General features: G+C 64.1%; 16 protein-coding genes and 1 pseudogene. 9 read left to right on the plus strand and 8 right to left on the minus strand.

Annotated elements, in window-relative coordinates; all coding sequences use genetic code 11:
* The first annotated feature begins 23 nt into the window (after window positions 1-23).
* The 3 genes from rpmB to nadB all read left to right on the plus strand — a co-directional run bounded on the left by rpmB (window position 24) and on the right by nadB (window position 2,156).
* Window positions 24-257, plus strand: a complete 234-nt coding sequence (gene rpmB, locus ACO1XS_RS02600) for a 50S ribosomal protein L28 (RefSeq protein WP_173259265.1) — start codon at window positions 24-26, stop codon at window positions 255-257.
* Window positions 258-267: 10 nt separating this feature from the next.
* A complete protein-coding gene (gene rpmG / locus ACO1XS_RS02605) occupies window positions 268-435 on the plus strand; it encodes a 50S ribosomal protein L33 (RefSeq protein ID WP_121281636.1) in 168 nt (55 codons plus the stop codon).
* 122 nt (window positions 436-557) lie between these two features.
* Window positions 558-2,156 (plus strand): L-aspartate oxidase, encoded by a 1,599-nt coding sequence (nadB, locus tag ACO1XS_RS02610; RefSeq protein ID WP_331568424.1) that lies wholly within the window; start codon window positions 558-560, stop codon window positions 2,154-2,156.
* Window positions 2,157-2,175: 19 nt separating this feature from the next.
* Here the strand turns inward: nadB and nadC are convergent, their stop codons facing one another.
* From nadC to purN, 6 genes are all read right to left on the minus strand, one after another.
* Complete coding sequence (gene nadC / locus ACO1XS_RS02615; RefSeq protein WP_414720202.1) at window positions 2,176-3,075, minus strand: carboxylating nicotinate-nucleotide diphosphorylase; 900 nt, start codon at window positions 3,073-3,075, stop codon at window positions 2,176-2,178.
* Between the two features lie 23 nt (window positions 3,076-3,098).
* Window positions 3,099-4,244: a quinolinate synthase NadA gene (nadA, locus tag ACO1XS_RS02620; RefSeq protein ID WP_486389963.1), complete on the minus strand. Its 1,146-nt coding sequence runs from the start codon at window positions 4,242-4,244 to the stop codon at window positions 3,099-3,101.
* 135 nt (window positions 4,245-4,379) lie between these two features.
* Window positions 4,380-5,576: a DesA family fatty acid desaturase gene (locus ACO1XS_RS02625; RefSeq protein WP_331568427.1), complete on the minus strand. Its 1,197-nt coding sequence runs from the start codon at window positions 5,574-5,576 to the stop codon at window positions 4,380-4,382.
* 181 nt (window positions 5,577-5,757) lie between these two features.
* Complete coding sequence (locus ACO1XS_RS02630) at window positions 5,758-7,083, minus strand: mechanosensitive ion channel family protein (protein WP_486389964.1); 1,326 nt, start codon at window positions 7,081-7,083, stop codon at window positions 5,758-5,760.
* Between the two features lie 69 nt (window positions 7,084-7,152).
* The gene (locus tag ACO1XS_RS02635) at window positions 7,153-8,556 is read right to left on the minus strand and encodes an RsmB/NOP family class I SAM-dependent RNA methyltransferase (protein ID WP_331568429.1); all 1,404 of its coding nucleotides are present in this window, start codon (window positions 8,554-8,556) and stop codon (window positions 7,153-7,155) included.
* A gap of 82 nt (window positions 8,557-8,638) precedes the next feature.
* Window positions 8,639-9,286 carry a phosphoribosylglycinamide formyltransferase gene (gene purN, locus ACO1XS_RS02640; protein WP_486389965.1) on the minus strand — a complete coding sequence of 216 codons (648 nt, stop codon included), beginning with the start codon at window positions 9,284-9,286 and terminating at the stop codon, window positions 8,639-8,641.
* A gap of 149 nt (window positions 9,287-9,435) precedes the next feature.
* Between purN and ACO1XS_RS02645 the strand changes: the two are divergent.
* From ACO1XS_RS02645 to dut, 5 genes and pseudogenes are all read left to right on the plus strand, one after another.
* Window positions 9,436-10,359, plus strand: a pseudogene (locus tag ACO1XS_RS02645) (bifunctional riboflavin kinase/FAD synthetase); the annotation flags it as partial.
* Window positions 10,360-10,425: 66 nt separating this feature from the next.
* On the plus strand, window positions 10,426-13,263 hold the full coding sequence (gene ileS, locus ACO1XS_RS02650; RefSeq protein WP_486389966.1) for an isoleucine--tRNA ligase: 2,838 nt from the start codon (window positions 10,426-10,428) through the stop codon (window positions 13,261-13,263).
* Window positions 13,263-13,763 carry a signal peptidase II gene (gene lspA / locus ACO1XS_RS02655; RefSeq protein ID WP_331568432.1) on the plus strand — a complete coding sequence of 167 codons (501 nt, stop codon included), beginning with the start codon at window positions 13,263-13,265 and terminating at the stop codon, window positions 13,761-13,763. Before ileS ends, lspA begins: the two co-directional genes overlap by 1 nt.
* A gap of 95 nt (window positions 13,764-13,858) precedes the next feature.
* Window positions 13,859-15,073, plus strand: a complete 1,215-nt coding sequence (gene coaBC, locus ACO1XS_RS02660; RefSeq protein WP_331568433.1) for a bifunctional phosphopantothenoylcysteine decarboxylase/phosphopantothenate--cysteine ligase CoaBC — start codon at window positions 13,859-13,861, stop codon at window positions 15,071-15,073.
* A 67-nt stretch (window positions 15,074-15,140) separates the two neighbouring features.
* Complete coding sequence (dut, locus tag ACO1XS_RS02665; RefSeq protein WP_331568434.1) at window positions 15,141-15,587, plus strand: dUTP diphosphatase; 447 nt, start codon at window positions 15,141-15,143, stop codon at window positions 15,585-15,587.
* A gap of 124 nt (window positions 15,588-15,711) precedes the next feature.
* Here the strand turns inward: dut and clpA are convergent, their stop codons facing one another.
* Together clpA and clpS are read right to left on the minus strand one after the other, a co-directional pair.
* Entirely contained in the window at window positions 15,712-18,009 is a 2,298-nt protein-coding gene (clpA, locus tag ACO1XS_RS02670) for an ATP-dependent Clp protease ATP-binding subunit ClpA (protein WP_173259248.1), read from the minus strand.
* Complete coding sequence (gene clpS, locus ACO1XS_RS02675) at window positions 18,006-18,320, minus strand: ATP-dependent Clp protease adapter ClpS (protein WP_173259246.1); 315 nt, start codon at window positions 18,318-18,320, stop codon at window positions 18,006-18,008. The genes clpA and clpS overlap by 4 nt, the downstream gene beginning before the upstream one ends.
* Window positions 18,321-18,863: 543 nt before the next feature.
* Here clpS and cspD point away from each other — a divergent pair.
* The gene (cspD, locus tag ACO1XS_RS02680) at window positions 18,864-19,070 is read left to right on the plus strand and encodes a cold shock domain-containing protein CspD (protein ID WP_017776809.1); all 207 of its coding nucleotides are present in this window, start codon (window positions 18,864-18,866) and stop codon (window positions 19,068-19,070) included.
* Window positions 19,071-19,132: the final 62 nt, after the last annotated feature.

Here is a 19,132-nt window from a genome sequence, read left to right on the forward strand (position 1 = left end):
AAGCGTTTTAGGAGTGCTCTCATATGGCACGCGTATGCCAAGTAACTGGGAAAGCGCCGATGAGCGGCAACAACGTTTCCCACGCGAACAACAAGACGAAGCGGCGCTTCCTGCCGAACCTGCAATACCGCCGTTTCTGGGTGGAGAGCGAAAACCGGTGGGTGCGCCTGCGCATCTCGAACGCCGGCCTGCGCCTCATTGACAAGAACGGCATCGATTCCGTGCTCGCCGATCTGCGCGCACGCGGCGAAGTCTAAGGAGTAAATCATGGCGAAAGGCGCACGCGACAAGATCAAGCTCGAGTCGACCGCAGGTACGGGTCACTTCTATACGACGACCAAGAACAAGCGCAACATGCCGGAAAAGATGGCGATCATGAAGTTCGATCCCGTCGTCCGTAAGCATGTTGAGTACAAGGAAACCAAGATCAAGTAATCTGGTTTTCGGCGAGCCTGAAGACAACGAAAAGCCCCGCCCTCGTGCGGGGCTTTTTGCGCATGGCTTCGTTGCAAACAGCCAGGCGACGCCGAGCCCGAGACTGAGGACAAGGACAAAACATGAATTTCGATGTCGTGATCGTGGGCAGCGGGCTGGCAGGGTTGACCGTTGCACTGAATCTCGCCGAGACGCGGCGTGTGGCCGTCGTGGCGAAACGCTCGATGACCGAGGGTGCGAGCGACTGGGCGCAAGGCGGCATCGCAGCGGTGCTCGATTCAGCGGACAGCATCGAAAATCATGTCAACGACACGCTAGTCGCCGGTGGGGGGCTCTGCGACGAAGCGGCAACCCGCTTTATCGTCGAAGGCGGCCGCTCGGCGATCGAATGGCTGATCGCGCAAGGCGTGCCGTTCACGCGTGACGCGGCGGCCGAACTCGGCTTCCACCTGACGCGTGAGGGCGGCCACAGCCACCGGCGGATCATTCACGCAGCCGATGCCACGGGCCATGCCGTCGTCGCCACGCTTTCGGAATGCGTGCGCCGTCACCCGAACATCACGCTGCTCGAAGATCACTACGCGATAGATCTCATTACGTCCGATCGCCTCGGTCTTCCAGGCCGCCGCTGCCATGGCCTGTATGCGCTGGACCTCACGAGCGGGCGCACCGTCACGCTGCAAGCGCCGAACACGGTATTGGCCACGGGCGGCGCCGGCAAGGTCTATCTCTATACAACGAATCCCGACACGGCCACCGGCGACGGGATTGCCATGGCATGGCGTGCGGGCTGCCGGGTCTCGAACATGGAGTTCATCCAGTTCCACCCGACATGCCTCTTTCACCCCTACGCGAAGTCATTCCTGATCACGGAAGCCGTGCGCGGCGAAGGCGGACGCCTGCTGCTGCCCGACGGCACGCGTTTCATGCCGGCCCATGACGAACGCGCCGAGCTCGCCCCACGCGATATCGTCGCGCGCGCCATCGACTTCGAAATCAAGAAGCGCGGCATCGATTGCGTCTATCTCGACATCAGCCATCAGCCGGCTGCTTTCCTGCACGAGCACTTTCCGACGATCCTCGCGCGCTGTCTCGAGTTCGGCATCGATATCACGAAAGATCCGATTCCCGTCGTGCCCGCGGCCCATTACACCTGCGGCGGGGTCGTCACGGATCTGGCCGGCCGCACCGACTTGACTGGGCTCTTTGCCGTCGGCGAAACGGCCTGCACAGGGCTGCACGGCGCGAACCGGCTTGCCAGCAACTCGCTGCTCGAATGCCTCGTCATTGGGCGCGCGGCGTCCGCGGCCATTCAAGGCGATGGGTTCGAAGCCGCCGCTCACGCGCCGCTGCCCGATTGGGACGAAAGCCGCGTTTCCGATCCCGACGAAGAGGTCGTCGTCGCCCATAACTGGGACGAATTACGCCGGCTCATGTGGAACTACGTCGGTATCGTGCGCACCGACAAACGGCTGGCACGGGCGAGGCATCGGATCGCGTTGCTGCGGGACGAGATTCAGGAGTACTACACGAACTTCAAGGTCAGCCGGGATCTGCTGGAACTGCGCAATCTCGTCGACGTCGCCTCGCTCATCGTCGAGAGCGCTCGCTCGCGGCGCGAAAGCCGCGGGCTGCACTTCTCGCGCGATTGGCCGTCGGCGCTGCCGAAGGCACTGCCCACCGTGCTGGCCCCCGAGCGCGTGCGCAACCGGCAAGCGTAACTGGGCGTGACGTGACGGCTCAGACGATTCGCATCGAGTAATCGGTCGCGCGCACGTCCTTCGTCAACGCGCCGATCGAGATCCGATCGACACCGGTCTCGGCAATCGCGCGCACCGTATCGAGGTTGACGCCGCCCGACACTTCCAGCACCGCCCGGCCCGCCGTGAGCTTGACGGCGTCGCGCATTGCGTCGAACGAGAAATTGTCGAGCAGGATCGATTGAGCGCCGTGCGCGAGCGCCGATTCCAGTTGCAAGAGCGTCTCCACCTCGATCTGGATCGAGACGCCGGCGTCGAGCGCGTAGGCGGCATCGAGGGCGGCGCCCACGCTGCCCGCCGCGGCGATATGGTTTTCCTTGATGAGGATGCCGTCGTAGAGCGCAAGCCGCTGATTCGCCCCACCACCGACGCGTACCGCATATTTCTGAGCGAGCCGCAGCCCGGGCAAGGTCTTGCGCGTGTCGAGGATGCGCGCGCGCGTGCCCGCGACAATATCGGCGTAGCGGCGCGTCGCCGTGGCCACGCCCGACAGCAATTGCAGAAAGTTGAGCGCGTTGCGTTCCGCGGTCAGCAGCGCGCGCGCAGGACCGCGCATCGTGCAGACCTCCGAATCGGGCGCCATGCGATCGCCCTCGCGGTACCGCCAATGAAGTTCGATCGCCGGGTCGACCTGGCGCATCACGGCGGCAAACCACGGCACGCCACACAGCACCGCATCTTCGCGAACGACGACGCGGGCATCGCGCACACTGTCAGCCGGGACGAGCCGGCCCGTGAGATCGCCATCGCCGATATCCTCGGCGAGCGCGTCGGCGACATTGCGTACGAGCGCCGCATCGAATGCGTCACCGTACTCGGCCTGGATTTCGGCAAACAAAGGCGACACGGCGGCGGCTTCCTTGGGCTCTGCCCGTGACATAGACTGCATCGGCCGTGCGCTCGTCATGCGGCACCCACGTTCGCAAAGAGCGCAGCGTCGCGCGCCAGGTCGCCGCTTGCCTGGACGCGCGCCTTGCGCTCCGCCGCGAAAGCAAGCATCCGGTCGATCGGCAGGCGCGCCCGCTCGCCGATGGCGCGATCGACGAAGATTTCGTTCGTCCCCCGCTCCAACACGTCGGCAAGATTCGCAACGCCGTTCATCGCCATCCACGGGCAATGCGCGCAGCTCTTGCAGGTTGCGCTGTTGCCGGCGGTCGGCGCTTCGATGAACGTCTTGCCGGGTGCGGCGAGGCGCATCTTATGAAGAATGCCGAGATCGGTCGCGACGATGAAGTGAGTCGCCGGCAGCCGCCTGGCCGCCTCGATGAGCTGCGTCGTGGAACCGACGACATCGGCTTGCGCCACCACGCTCTCCGGGGACTCCGGATGGACGAGGACCTTCGCCTCGGGGTATTCGGCGCGCAGCAAGTCGAGCTCGATGCCCTTGAACTCGTCGTGCACGAGGCAGGAGCCTTGCCACAGCAGCATGTCGGCGCCCGTTTTCTTCTGGATGTATTGACCCAGATGGCGATCGGGCGCCCAGAGAATCTTCTCGCCACGCGCGTGCAGATCGGCAACGATCTCGAGTCCGATGGACGATGTGACCATCCAATCCGCCCGCGCCTTGACCGCGGCGCTCGTATTCGCATAAACGACTACGGTGCGATCAGGGTGCGCGTCGCAAAACGCCGAGAACTCGTCTGCCGGACAGCCGAGATCGAGCGAGCAAGTCGCGTCGAGATCGGGCATCAGGATGCGTTTGGCAGGGCTCAGGATTTTGGCTGTTTCGCCCATGAACCGGACGCCGGCGACCACGAGCGTCTGCGCCTCGTGATCGCGGCCGAAACGGGCCATTTCGAGCGAGTCGGCAACGCAGCCGCCCGTCTCGTCGGCCAGTTCCTGCAGCTCCGGATCGACATAGTAATGCGCGACGAGCACGGCCTTCTCGCGTACGAGCAGCTCACGGATACGTGCCTTGAGTGCCTTGCGCTCTTCGAGCGACGGCGCAGGCGTGACCTTGGCCCACGCCTGCCCAACGCCGCATACCGCGCCGGCCGCGCTCGTTACGAGCGGCTTATCGAACTCGACAGTCTTGATCGTCGAAGCCATCTTGATCTCCGGTCCCATACCAGGGGCGCTTGGGCCATTCCGCTTGCGGCCCATGTATAGCTGACGCTACAAAAAACAACACCCCGCCAGCGCGGGGTGTTGTGTGACGTCTCGAAATTTTAATGGAATTCGCGCTCAGGCGTATCGGCGCAGCCGCAGGGCGAACTCCTGCAGCGCTTTGATGCCGCTTTGTTCGGCGCGATGACACCAGTCCTGCAACTGGGCCAGCAACTGTTCGCGCGAAGCGTTGGAACGATCCCAGATTGCGGCCAGTTCCTCGCGCAGCTCGATGAACGTGCGCAACGTCTGGCTGTCGGCGAAAATCTCGGGGAGCTGACGTTTCTGCGGTTCGTCGAGGCCTTCCTTCTCCTGGTGGAACCACGTGCGCGCGTTGCGCATCAGCATGTACTTTTCGCGCGCGCCGATCTCCTTCAAGCGCGCAAGCTCCTGGCGATACGCGCGCTTGACCGTCTTCGCGTAGCGCGCCATGACCTCGTAGCGATTCGAGAGGACGGCCTGCAGCGTGTCGTAATCGAGCGCGGGTTTGCGTGCGATGAGGCGCGGTGTCGGCGCGAGCTTCTTCACCTTCGCCAGCCCCAGCAGCGACAGGATGCGGATATAGGCCCAGCCGATGTCGAACTCGAACCACTTGTTCGACAGCTTGGCCGAGGTCGCATATGTGTGGTGATTGTTGTGCAGTTCCTCGCCGCCGATCAGGATGCCCCAGGGGAAGATATTCGTGCTCGCGTCAGCGGAGTTGAAATTGCGGTAACCCCAGAAGTGCGCGAGGCCGTTGACGACGCCAGCAGCCCAGAACGGGATCCAGATCATCTGCACGGCCCACACGCTGAGGCCCACGATGCCGAAGAGCGCCACATCGACCACCATCATCAGGCTCACGCCGAGGATCGGGTAACGCGTATAAACATTGCGCTCCATCCAGTCGTTGGGCGTGCCGTGGCTGAAGCGGCGGATCGTTTCCTCGTTCTTCGCTTCAGTGCGATAGAGTTCGGCCCCTTCGAGCAGCACCTTCCAGATTCCGCGCGTTTGGGGGCTGTGCGGGTCTTCCTCCGTTTCGCACTTGGCGTGGTGCTTACGGTGAATCGCCGCCCACTGCCCCGTCAGCATGCCGGTGGTCGTCCAGAGCCAGAAGCGGAAGAAATGACTGGCGATGGGATGCAAATCGAGCGCGCGGTGAGCCTGGCAGCGGTGTAGATAAACCGTCACACCGATGATCGTCACGTGCGTGACGGCTAGCGCGAAAAGCACGATCTGCCACCATGAGAAACGGAGCAAGCCGTGCGCGAGGAAATCGAGCAAGGAATTCAACAAGGCCTTTACCTGTGGAACGACGACGCCAGCCGGGGCTCGCGACTGTCAGAAAAACGAAAGCAACGGTTGAAACAGATGAACATTGTACTGCAATGATCGCAAGTCGTTGTAACAAAAAAGGTTTCCTGCGCCGCAGCAGCTGCTTTGCCCTGCGGCATGTGGCCGCATCGGGCGCGCCGCCTTACGATGCTTGCGCCACGTCCTTTGCCGTCGGCTCGCTCGTGCCGACGATACGCACCTCGCGAGTCGGATAGGGAATCGCGATGCCATGCTCGCAAAAAAGGCGCCAGATGTTGCGGTTGACCGCGGAGCGCACGCCGGCCGTCCCCTTGGCCGCGTCCTCGATCCAGAACCCGAGCTCGAGATTGATACCGTCGGCGCCGAACGAAACGAAATAGGGCGCGGGTGCCGGGTCCTCGAGCACGCGGTCGACGCCGCCCGCCGCTTGCGCGAGCAACGCCATCGCGCGATCGATATCCGAGTCGTAGGCGACTTGCACAGCGGCTTTCGCGTAGCCGCGCGTGAGAAACGACGAGTGGTTCTGAACGACATCGGTGATGAGCTTTTCGTTCGGAACGAGCGTCTCGATGCCATCCAGGCCACGCACGGTCGTATAGCGGGTGCTGATCCGGGTCACGAGCCCCTGCAGCCCGCCGACGTTGATCGTGTCGCCGATCCGCAGTGACCGGTCGATCAGGATGATGAAGCCCGACACGTAGTTGCTCGCGATCTTCTGGAGCCCGAAGCCCAGGCCGACGCCGAGCGCGCCGCCGAACACGCCGAGCACGGTGATATCGATGCCGACGAGCGAGAAGCTGATCAGCACCGCGGCCAGAATCAGCAGCGCGCGGCCCGTGCGGGCGAGCACGACGCGCAGATTGGTGTCGATCGAGCGCGCCCGCATGAGGCGCTCCTCGAGCATCGAGCCCGTCCACATCGCCACGATCAGCGTGGCACAGACCCAGAGCGCGCCCGTCGCAATGGACAGCAGCGTCATCCGCTCGTTGCCGACGCGAAAGTGCACCGAATCCATCCAGTGCAACACCTGCTCATGGATGCCCAGCACGAAGAGCACCATCCCCACCCAGACCACGACACTCACGATCTTTTCGGCGATGGAAAGCCAGGCGTGCGCATGGCCGTTGCGGCCGAACACACGTCGGGCAACGAAAAAAACGATATAGATCAGCGCGATACCGATGAGCGGCACCAATGCGAGTTCGAGCAGCGACGTCGACATGTCGTCTTCGAAGACCGTCTCCTCGATCCATACGAGGACACCGCCAAGCAGCGGAAACAGTGCCTTGTGCAGACTCTCGGCGCCGAAACGCGCCGGCTCGTGGCGCGCGCTGCGGCGCGAATCGAGCTTGCGGCGTACAACGCGCGCGAGCAGCCACGCGACGAGCAGTGCCCCGACGAGCATGCCAGCCTGCCAGAGCATCACGGGCTGACCGAAGTCGCGGACTAGGCCCGCGACCATATGGGAAAGAATGCGGTTTTGCGTCATCTCGAGGGACTCCGGGCGCCGGCCGCCGGCCTGGGCGGACAGCGCCCAGGCACGGCGTTCGGCCGCCGCTCAGGCACGGCGTTCGAGCACAGCGGCGAAAAAGCCGTCCGTCGCATGGCGATGCGGCCAGAGCGAAAGATACTCGCCCATCTCGAGACCGATGCGCTGCTCGGCGAGCACGGCGCTCGCCGGCACGAGCGCAAACTCCGAGTGCTCGGCCAGAAATTGAGCGACGACCGCCTCGTTTTCCGCTTCGAGCACGCTGCAAGTCGCATAGACGAGCCGCCCGCCCGGCTTCACGAGCCGCGCGGCGCTCGCGAGAATCGAGGCCTGCTTCGGCGCCAGCTCCTCCACCGACGCCGCGCTTTGCCGCCACTTGAGATCGGGATTGCGGCGCAGCGTGCCGAGGCCGCTGCACGGCGCGTCGACGAGCACGCGATCGATCTTGCCGGCGAGCCGTTTGATCTTGATGTCGTGCTCGCTGTCGATGTGCACCGGATGGACGTTCGAGAGACCGCTGCGCGCCAGCCGCGGCTTGAGCTTCGCCAGACGCCGTTCCGCGACGTCGAACGCGTAGAGCCGCCCCGTCGAGCGCATCGCGGCACCGAGCGCGAGCGTCTTGCCGCCCGCCCCCGCGCAAAAATCGACGATCATCTCGCCGCGCCGCGGCGCGACGAGCGAGCACAGCAACTGACTGCCTTCGTCCTGCACCTCGACCCAGCCGTCCTCGAACACCTTGAGCTTAGTGAGCGCCGGCTTGCCGACCACTCGGACGCCGAGCGGAGCGAACGGTGTCGCGCCGGCTTCGATGCCGGCTTCTTCGAGCGCGGCCAGCACCTGCTCGCGGCTCGCCTTGAGCGGATTCACGCGCAAATCGAGCGGCGCCGGGTAGTTGAGGGCCGCCGCGAGCTGGGCCAGCTCGTCGGGCGCAAAACGCTTGGCGAGCGCCTCGACGATCCAGTCGGGCAGATTGGTCCGGATACGCAGCGGCAGGCTCTGCGGATCGATCTTCGCCACGTGCTCGAGCCAGGCGTTCTCGTCCTCGGAGAGGAACGGGCGCAGCGCGGAGCGCCCCGCCGTCTGCATGAGACCGAGCAGCGCAAGACGCCGCATGGGACCGCCGGTACCGCTTTCGGCCAGATGCGCGAACTCCATGCGCCGGCGCAGCACGGCGAACACGGCCTCCGCGATGAGGCCGCGCTCGTTGTGGCCGAGCTTCGGATGGGCGCGGAAAAAGCGGCTGGTCGTGGCGTCGGCGGGGCCCGTAAATTTGAGCACTTCCGCAATCAGTGCCTCGGTCTGGCCGACGAGAAAACCATGGAGCCCGCCTTCGCGCGAGCGAGCCGGCGCGGCACCGGCCGCTTTGGCCCCGCGGGGTGCGCGCAACGGGCGCGCAACGTGGCCGCGCGGCTTCGGCTGCGAAGCGGACGAGCTGGGCGAGAGGGGTTTCGATCGAGTAGTCTTTGTTTTCATGTTGCCTCCCGTCAGGCGCTGGCCGGGCGCGCAGCTGCCCCCGGCGCGGGCAGCCAACGAATATGAGCGCGATGAGGATTCATCACGCCTCTTGGTGAGTATCGGCAAAAAGCCACTGCGGCTCGGGCGGCGTCACGCTGACGCGCATGCCGTCGAGCGACAGGCGCCCCTGCACGAACCAGCGCACGGCGCGCGGATAGGCCAGGTGCTCGCATGCGAGCACGCGTGCCGCGAGCCGGGCCGCGTCGTCGCCGGCCGCGATCGGCACGGCGGCCTGGATGACGATCGGCCCGTGATCGAGCTGGGGCGTAACGAAATGCACGGTCGCCCCGTGCACCGTCACGCCTGCTTCGAGCGCGCGCCGATGCGTGTGCAACCCTGGAAAGCTCGGCAGCAGCGACGGATGCACGTTCAGCATGCGCCCCGCGTAGCGTTCGACGAAAGCGGTGGTCAGCACACGCATGAAGCCGGCAAGGACGACGAGGTCCGGAGCGAAGCTGTCCACGACACGCGCGAGCGCGGCGTCGAACACCTCGCGCTCGGGATACTCGCGATGATCGACGACGGCCGTGGCGATGCCTTCGCGCGCGGCGAACGCGAGCCCGGATGCGTCGGGCCGGTTCGCGATGACGGCGGCGATGCGGGCGGGCCACCCTTCGTGCGCCGCCGCGCGCACGATCGCTTCCATATTGCTGCCCCGCCCGGAAATCAGAATTACGATGTTCTTCATCCGGCGATTTTATCATTGGGGACCTGCGAGCCAGCCACGGCGGCGGCGCCCGACGCCCCGAACGTTTATAATCTCTTGTTTTGCGGCGCCAGCAAGGCGCGCATCGATCCTTGGCCAAGCGGCATCGCGCCGCCCACTCGACGGTTATCGTGAGAGTCTTCCGCGGTCTTCCCAATGCCGAAAGCCGCGCGCCCTGCGCGCTGACGATCGGCAATTTCGACGGTGTCCACCGCGGTCACCAGGCATTGCTCGCGCGCGTGCGCGAAGCCGCCCGCGCGCGCGGCCTGCCCGTCTGCGTCATGACGTTCGAGCCGCATCCGCGCGAATTCTTCAATCCCGCCGGCGCGCCGCCGCGTATCGCGATGCTGCGCGACAAGCTGGAGGCGCTGCGCATGAACGGCGTGGACCGGGTCGTCGTCGAGCATTTCAACCGCACGTTCGCGAGCCAGTCGCCCGATACGTTCGTCGAGCGCATCATCGTCGCGGGCCTGCACGCGCGCTGGGTGCTGGTCGGCGACGATTTCCGCTACGGCGCCAAGCGCGCCGGCGATTTCGCCTTGCTGCGCGCGGCCGGCGAGCGCCATGGCTTCGAGGTCGAACAAATGGACACCGTCGCCGACGCGGCCGGCGCGCGCATCTCGAGTTCGGCCGTGCGGGCCGCGCTGGTCGCGGGCGATCTCGACACCGCGCGCGCCGCGCTCGGACGCGACTACGTCATCAGCGGCCATGTCGTGCACGGGCTCTCGCTCGGGCGGGACCTCGGCTTTCCGACGTTGAACCTGCCGATCGCCCACAAGCGCCCCGCGCTGGCCGGCATCTTCGTCGTGCGGGTGCACGGCATCGAGGCCGAGCCGCTACCGGGCGTCGCGAGCCTCGGCGTGCGCCCGACCGTCGACGACTCCGGCCGTGTGCTGCTCGAAGTGCACCTGCTCGACTGGCATGGGGACGCCTATGGCAAACTCGTGCGCGTCGAATTTCTGAAGAAGCTGCGCGACGAACAAAAGTACGTCGATCTCGAATCGTTGAGCGCGGCGATTGCGCGCGACGTCGCGAACGCACGCGCTTACTTTGCCTGAGGCCGTCCGACACCTGTAAAGAGAGCCTGCGGACAGGCGCCCACCGTTTTCAGCGATTTCACCATGAGCGACAAAAAAGCCGATTCGAAACCCCAGGCCAAGTATCCGGTCAACCTGCTCGACACGCCGTTCCCGATGCGCGGCGACCTGCCCAAGCGCGAACCCCTGCGCGTCAAGGAATGGGAGGACGAGCGAGTCTACGAGAAGATCCGCGCCGCCAGCGCAGGCCGGCCCCGCTTCGTGCTGCACGACGGCCCGCCATATGCGAACGGCGACATCCACCTCGGGCATGCGGTCAACAAGATTCTCAAGGACATCATCGTCAAGTCGCGCAATATGGCCGGCTTCGATGCGGCCTATGTGCCCGGTTGGGACTGTCACGGCATGCCGATCGAGATCCAGATCGAAAAACAGTACGGCAAGTCGCTGCCGGCGGCCGAAGTGCAGCGCAAGGCCCGCGCCTACGCTGCCGAGCAGATCGAAAAGCAGAAGGCCGGCTTCAAGCGTCTGGGCGTGCTCGGCGACTGGGACAACCCGTACAAGACGATGAATTTCGGCAACGAGGCCGGCGAAATCCGCGCGCTCGGCAAGATTCTCGAAAAGGGCTACATCTACCGCGGTCTGAAGCCCGTGAACTGGTGCTTCGATTGCGGCTCCGCGCTCGCCGAAGCCGAAGTCGAGTACAAGGACCGCACCGACCCCTCGGTCAGCGTGCTCTTCCCGTTCGCCGAGACGGAACCCGTTGCACGGGCGTTCGGGCTGAATGCGTTGCCGGACACGCAAGGCGGTATCGTGATCTGGACCACGACACCCTGGACGCTGCCGGCCAACCAGGCGCTCAACGTTCATCCCGAAGTCGTCTATGCGCTCGTGCAAACGCCCAACGGCATGCTGATCCTCGCTGAGGAGCGCGTCGAAGCGAGCCTCGCCCTGTTCGGCCTGACCGGCCAGATCGTGGCGGCCGCGCCGGGCGCGAAGCTGGCGAATCTGCGCTTCACGCACCCGCTCGCGGATGCCCATCCCGGCTACAAGCGCACGTCGCCCATCTACCTCGGCGACTACGTGACGACCGACACGGGCACCGGCATCGTTCACTCGTCACCGGCCTATGGCGTCGAAGACTTCGAATCGTGCAAGGCGCACGGTCTGGCCGATTCGGACATCCTCAACCCGGTGATGGGAGACGGCCGCTACGCCGAGTCGCTGCCGCTTTTCGGCGGGCTGTCGATCTGGAGCGCCAACCCCAAGATCATCGAAGCATTGGATGCCGCGGGCACGCTGCTGCATACCGAAAAGTACCCGCACAGCTATATGCACTGCTGGCGCCACAAGACACCGATCATCTACCGCGCCACCTCGCAATGGTTCGCAGGCATGGATATCACGCCGAAGGACGGCGGCGCGACGCTGCGCGAAACGGCGCTAGCCGGTGTCGAGGCAACGGCGTTCTATCCGTCATGGGGCAAGCAGCGGCTTCACAGCATGATCGCGAACCGTCCCGACTGGACGCTCTCGCGTCAGCGCCAATGGGGCGTGCCGATGGCGTTTTTCGTCCACAAGGAGACGGGAGAGCTGCATCCGCGCACGCTTGCGCTGCTCGAGGAAGTCGCCCAGCGCATCGAGCAAGGGGGCATCGAGGCGTGGCAGGCGCTCGACGCACGCGAGTTGCTCGGCGAGGACGCCAATCTCTACGAAAAGAATCGCGATACGCTCGATGTCTGGTTCGATTCGGGCACGACGCATTGGCACGTGCTGCGGGGCTCGCATGCGAATGTCTCGCAGTTTCCGGCCGATCTTTACCTCGAGGGCTCCGATCAGCATCGAGGCTGGTTCCATTCCTCGCTGCTGACGGCTTCGATGCTCGACGGCCGCGCACCCTATCGCGCGCTGCTCACGCACGGCTTCACCGTCGATGGCGAAGGCCGCAAGATGAGCAAGTCGCTCGGCAACGGCATCGATCCACACGATGTCGCCAACCGGCTCGGCGCCGAGATCATTCGCCTGTGGATCGCCTCGACCGACTATTCGGGCGAGCTCGCGATCTCGGAGGAAATCCTCAAGCGCGTGACGGAAAGCTACCGGCGGATCCGCAATACATTGCGCTTTTTGCTCGCGAATCTATCGGACTTCGACTTCGCGAAGGACGCACGTCCGGCCAGCGAATGGCTCGAAATCGATCGCTACGCCGTGGCGCTTTCGGCCGAATTGCAGCGCGACATCCTTGCGCACTACGAGAAGTACGAATTCCATCCGGTTGTCGCCAAGCTCATGACGTACTGCTCGGAGGACCTCGGCGGTTTTTATCTCGACGTGCTGAAGGACCGGCTTTACACGAGCGCGGCCGATTCGAGCGCGCGCCGCTCGGCGCAAACGGCGCTCTACCACATCACGCAAGGCTTGCTGCGCGTCATGGCGCCGTTCTTGTCGTTCACGGCCGAGGAAGCGTGGCAGGTGTTCCAGCCGGGCAGCGACACGATTTTCACCGAAACCTACTACGCCTACCCCGAGGTGCCGGACGCCGGCTCGCTGCTCCAGAAATGGGCACTGCTGCGTGCGGTGCGCGGCAATGTGACAAAGGCGCTCGAGGAGGCGCGCGTCGCGAATCGGATCGGCTCGTCGCTGCAGGCCGAAGTGACGATCCGCGCGAGCAGCCCCGCTTACGACGCACTCGCGAGCCTCGGCGACGATCTCAAGTTCGTGCTCATCACCTCTGCCGCCCAGGTGGTCAAGGTCGATACGGAAGCCGATGAAGGTGTCGAAGTCGATGCGTCGACATACCTGAAATGCGAACGCTGCTGGCACTACCGGGCCGATGTGGGCGCCCATGCAGACCATCCGACGCTGTGCGGCCGTTGCTTCAGCAACCTGTTCGGCGAAGGCGAGACGAGGAGCGCTGCATAATGGCCAAGACCCGCGCACTACCGACCAGTACGACGCTTGGCCCCTGGCTGGGCATCGCGCTCATCGTCATTCTTTTCGATCAGTTGACGAAGATCGCGATCATGAAGGTGTTCGCCTACGCCACGCCCTACGCGCTCACGCCGTTCTTCAATCTGTTCCTGGTCTTCAACCGCGGCGCCGCGTTCAACTTTCTCGCGACTGCGGGGGGCTGGCAGCGCTGGGCGTTCACCGCGCTCGGCGTTGCCGCGGCTCTCGTCATCGTCTATCTGCTCAAGCGCCACGGCAATCAACGGCTCTTTTGCACGGCGCTGTCGATGATCATGGGCGGCGCGCTCGGCAACGTCATCGATCGGCTCGTACATAGCCGTGTGGTCGACTTTCTCGATTTCCATGTCGGCGGCTGGCACTGGCCCACGTTCAATCTGGCCGACAGCGCGATCGTAATTGGCGCAATATTGCTCGTACTGGACGAATTGCGGCGCGTACGCGGCGCGCGTTGATGCGTGCGGCGCGCACTGCCGCGCACGTGGTCGTATTTTGTCGATGATTCGGCGCGCGGCGCTTGCGCTCCGCCCATGCGCCCCCGGAGGCAACGTTGGCAACCGCAGAACTCGCAGGAAAACACCTCGTATTGGGCATGACGGGCGGCATTGCCTGCTACAAGATCGCCGAGCTCACACGGCTTCTGACGAAGGCCGGCGCGACTGTACAGGTTGCGATGACAGAAGCTGCCACCCAGTTCATCACGCCGGTAACGATGCAGGCGCTCTCCGGGCACCCGGTCTATACCAGCCAGTGGGACGCGCGCATCGACAACAACATGCCGCACATCGATCTGTCGCGTACCGCCCAGGCGATCGTGATCGCACCCGCCTCGGCGGACTTTCTCGCAAAGCTCGCGCACGGCCGCGCCGATGACCTGCTCTCCACGCTGTGCCTCGCTCGCGATTGTCCGTTGCTGGTCGTGCCGGCCATGAATCGGCAGATGTGGGCGAATCCGGCCACGCAGCGCAATGTGGCGCAACTGCGCGCGGACGGCGTCGTCGTGCTCGGCCCCGACTCCGGTGCCCAGGCCTGCGGCGAAGTTGGCGACGGGCGCATGCTGGAGCCGCAAGCCACGTATGAAGCCATCGCGTCGTTCTTTCAGCCGAAGTGCATTGCCGGGCGCCGCGTGCTGGTCACTGCGGGGCCGACGTTCGAGCCGATCGATCCCGTGCGCGGACTGACCAACCGCTCGAGCGGCAAGATGGGATTCGCGCTCGCCCGCGCAGCGCAGCAAGCCGGCGCCGAAGTCCGCTTGATTGCGGGGCCCGTATCGCTGGATACGCCGTGGGGCGTCGCGCGCGAGGACGTCGAAACGGCACAGCAGATGTATGACGCCGTCATGCAGTCGGCGGCCGATTGCGACGTCTTCATCGCGGTTGCAGCCGTCGCGGACTGGCGCGTCGATCAGGCAAGCGCCGACAAGATCAAGAAGACACCCGATGGGCGCGTGCCGTCACTCGCGTTTGTCGAAAATCCCGATATCCTCGCCACGGTCGCGCAGCTACCCGACGCACCTTATTGCGTCGGCTTCGCGGCCGAAAGCAGCGAACTCGAAGCACATGCTCAGGAAAAGCGGCAACGCAAGGGCGTGCCGCTGTTGATCGGTAACCTGGGCCCGCAGACGTTCGGCCGCGACGACAACGAGGTCGTGCTCGTCGATGCGTCCGGCACCACGCGGCTCGCCCGCATGGACAAGAACGCGCTCGCCGCCGCACTCATTCGCGAGATCGCGCGCCGGCTTCCCGATGCGAGCCTGATTTCCTAGCGGCACCCGCGCTCACGCGCTGATGGCTGAAGCTATTTTTTTCGTTGTTCTTCCTTTTGCGAACGGCATGAAACTCGATCTCAAGATTCTGGACGCGCGCATGCGCGAAACGCTCCCGGCCTACGCGACGCCTGGCAGCGCGGGCCTCGACCTGCGCGCCTGCCTCGAACGGTCGCTCGTGCTCGAACCGGGTCAGACCGCGCTGGTGCCGACCGGCTTGGCGATACACGTCGGCGACGCCGGCTACGCGGCGCTGATCCTGCCGCGCTCGGGTCTCGGCCACAAGCATGGCATCGTGCTCGGCAATCTGGTCGGGCTGATCGATTCGGACTATCAGGGCGAATTGATGATCTCGACCTGGAACCGCGGACAGACGACATTCACCATCGAGCCGATGGAGCGCCTCGCGCAGCTCGTCATCGTGCCGGTCGTTCAGGCGCAGTTCAATATCGTGGACGATTTCGCGCAAAGCGAGCGCGGCGCCGGCGGCTTCGGCAGCACCGGCAAACACTGACGGCGCGGGCCGCCGTCGTTTTTCCGTCCGCATAAAAAGCAACGGCGCGGGTTGTGGCCCGCGCCGCTTGTTTTGTCGGCGGCTCGCTCGGCATTGCATTGCCGAGCGAGCCGCTGGCCGATCGTCACTCCACTTCGACCGTCTCCGGATTGGGCGAGCGCGGCGCCGCATTCTCGTCGAATGTCAGCTGCACCGTGTCGCTCTCGTCGACATCGACTGTCACTCGGCCGCCGTTCATCAGTTTGCCGAACAGCAGTTCGTCGGCCAGCGCGCGGCGGATCGTGTCCTGAATCAGCCGCTGCATCGGACGTGCGCCCATCAACGGATCGAAACCGTGCTTCGCGAGATGGTGGCGCAGTGCGTCGGTGAAGACGGCGTCGACCTTCTTCTCGTGCAACTGGTCTTCGAGCTGCATGAGGAACTTGTCGACGACCCGCATGATGATTTCCTCATCGAGCGAGCGGAAGCTGATGATCGCGTCGAGCCGGTTGCGGAACTCGGGCGTGAACATCCGCTTGATATCGGCCATTTCGTCGCCAGTCTCGCGGCGCGACGTGAACCCGATCGAGCCCTTTTGCATCGATTCAGCGCCCGCATTCGTCGTCATGATGATGATGACGTTGCGGAAATCGGCCTTACGCCCGTTGTTGTCGGTCAGCGTGCCGTGGTCCATCACCTGCAGCAGGACATTGAAGATATCCGGATGCGCTTTCTCGATTTCGTCGAGCAGCAACACGCAGTGCGGCTTCTTCGTGATGGCTTCGGTCAGCAATCCGCCCTGATCGAACCCAACATATCCAGGCGGCGCGCCGATCAGACGGCTCACCGCATGGCGCTCCATATACTCCGACATGTCGAAACGCGTGAGCTCGATGCCGAGCGTGAACGCGAGCTGCCGCGCCACTTCGGTCTTGCCGACGCCCGTCGGGCCCGAGAACAGGAAGGCGCCGATCGGCTTGTCCGTCTTGCCGAGCCCCGCGCGCGCCATCTTGATGGCGGCCGACAGCGCGTCGATAGCCGGATCCTGTCCGAAAACGACGGCCTTCAGGTCGCGATCGAGCGTCTGGAGCTTGCTGCGGTCGTCCTGCGACACGCTTTGCGCCGGCACACGCGCGATCTTGGAGATGATCTCCTCGATTTCGCCCTTGCCGATCGTCTTCTTCTGCTTCGACTTCGGCAGAATGCGCTGCGCCGCACCGGCTTCGTCGATCACGTCGATGGCCTTGTCCGGCAGATGACGATCCGTGATGAACCGCGCGGACAGCTCGGCCGCCGCCGAAAGCGCACCCGACGAGTACTTGACGCCGTGATGCTCCTCGAAGCGGGACTTGAGGCCGCGCAGAATCGCCACGGTCTGCTCGACCGTCGGCTCCGTCACGTCGATCTTCTGGAAGCGCCTCGACAGCGCCGCATCCTTTTCGAAGATGCCGCGGTATTCCGTGAACGTCGTGGCGCCGATGCACTTGAGCGTGCCCGAGGACAGCGCGGGCTTGAGCAGGTTCGACGCATCGAGCGTGCCGCCCGATGCAGCCCCCGCGCCGATCAGCGTGTGGATCTCATCGATGAAGAGAATCGCGTGTGGACGCTCCTTCAGTTCCTTGAGCACCGTCTTGAGCCGTTGCTCGAAGTCGCCACGGTATTTGGTACCGGCGAGCAGCGCGCCCATATCGAGCGAATACACCTGCGCATCGGCCAGAATGTCCGGCACTTCGCCGCGCGTGATGCGCCACGCGAGCCCTTCCGCGATGGCGGTCTTGCCGACACCGGCCTCGCCGACCAGCAGCGGATTGTTCTTGCGGCGGCGGCACAGCACCTGGACGACACGCTCCACCTCGGACTCGCGTCCGATGAGCGGATCGATGCGCCCGTCCTTGGCCATCTGATTGAGGTTTTGCGTGAACTGCGCAAGCGGCGTTTCTTTCTGCGAAGCGGCGTCCTCCGACTCCGGACTCGTGTCGCCGGCTTTGGCCGCGTCGTTGGTGTTCGTCTTCGCGATACCGTGCGAGATGAAGTTCACGACATCGAGCCGCGTCACGCCCTGCTGCTGCAGGTAGTAGACCGCATGCGAGTCCTTCTCGCCAAAGATCGCCACGAGCACGTTCGCACCCGTGACTTCCTTCTTGCCGTTCGACGTCGATTGCACGTGCATGATCGCGCGCTGAATCACGCGCTGAAAGCCGAGCGTAGGCTGCGTATCGACGTCGTCGGTACCGGGTACCGTCGGCGTATTGTCATGAATGAAGTTGCGCAGGTTCTGGCGCAGATCTTCGATGTTGGCCGCGCACGCGCGCAACACTTCTGCAGCTGTCGGATTGTCCAGCAACGCCAGCAAAAGATGTTCGACCGTGATGAACTCATGCCGCGCCTGGCGTGCTTCCATGAACGCCATATGCAAGCTGACTTCCAGTTCCTGGGCAATCATGCTTCCTCCATCACGCACTGCAGCGGATGCCCTGCCTGCCGTGCGTGTGTAACAACCTGCTCGACCTTGGTCGACGCGATGTCCCGCGTGTAGACCCCACAAACTCCCCGACCTTCACGATGAACCTTCAGCATGATCTGCGTCGCGGTCTCTCGGTCTTTATTGAAATATTCCTGCACGATCATCACGACAAACTCCATTGGCGTGAAATCGTCATTCAACAGCACTACTTTATACATGGACGGTGGTTTCAGCTCCTTTTCCTGCCGCTCGACGACCGTACCGTCCTGCCTGTCCGGGATAATTGCCATACACCCATTCTAAACAACTCGGTGAGCCCCGCAATCCTGCAAAAACCCGACCGACCAGTTGTCGATCGCACCGCCGCGGTGCGATGCTGCCATCGCGCCGCGCCTGTGCGAACCCGCCGTGCCCCATTGACGGTCGCCGCACCCGCGGCGCCACGTCCGGGCGCGCAGCCCGTTCGAGTATCGCACATCGCGTGCCGGCTCTCCCGCGCCCGCGCAACAGCCCGTTCCGAGCACCTCGTATCCGCTATTCCCATGTGCGTCGATTATGCGACTTTTCAAGAGCGCCCGCTTGCGCCAGCGCACACAGCGGAAGGGGGAAAAACCCTCGAACCGAAGTGCGTTTCTCGACATCTCAAAATTTTCTTGACACTTCTTTAAAGAGAACCAACAATCAAGCTGGCACTTTTTTTCAGCTGGCTGCAACAAGTGCAAGTACGAAAAAATGCCGAGGTGAGCTAGTGCGGAGGGGGCGGCTGCAAGCATGTGGCTGTCGAGCTTTTCGAGCGTGCTCGTGGTGGGACATGAGTTACAGGGGAAGTTGGTATGGCAACTGGTACGGTCAAATGGTTCAACGACGCGAAAGGCTTCGGATTCATCACGCCCGATGAAGGCGGCGAGGATCTGTTTGCACATTTCTCGGCCATCCAGATGAACGGATTCAAGACGCTCAAGGAAGGTCAGAAAGTCAGCTTCGAGGTCGTACAAGGACCTAAGGGCAAGCAAGCATCGAACATCCAGGCCGCCGCCTGAGATCGTTTGAAGCAATGCCTTCGAAAACCCGGCTTCGGCCGGGTTTTTTTCATTTTGCGAAC

This window comes from Trinickia sp. (genome assembly GCF_057351765.1).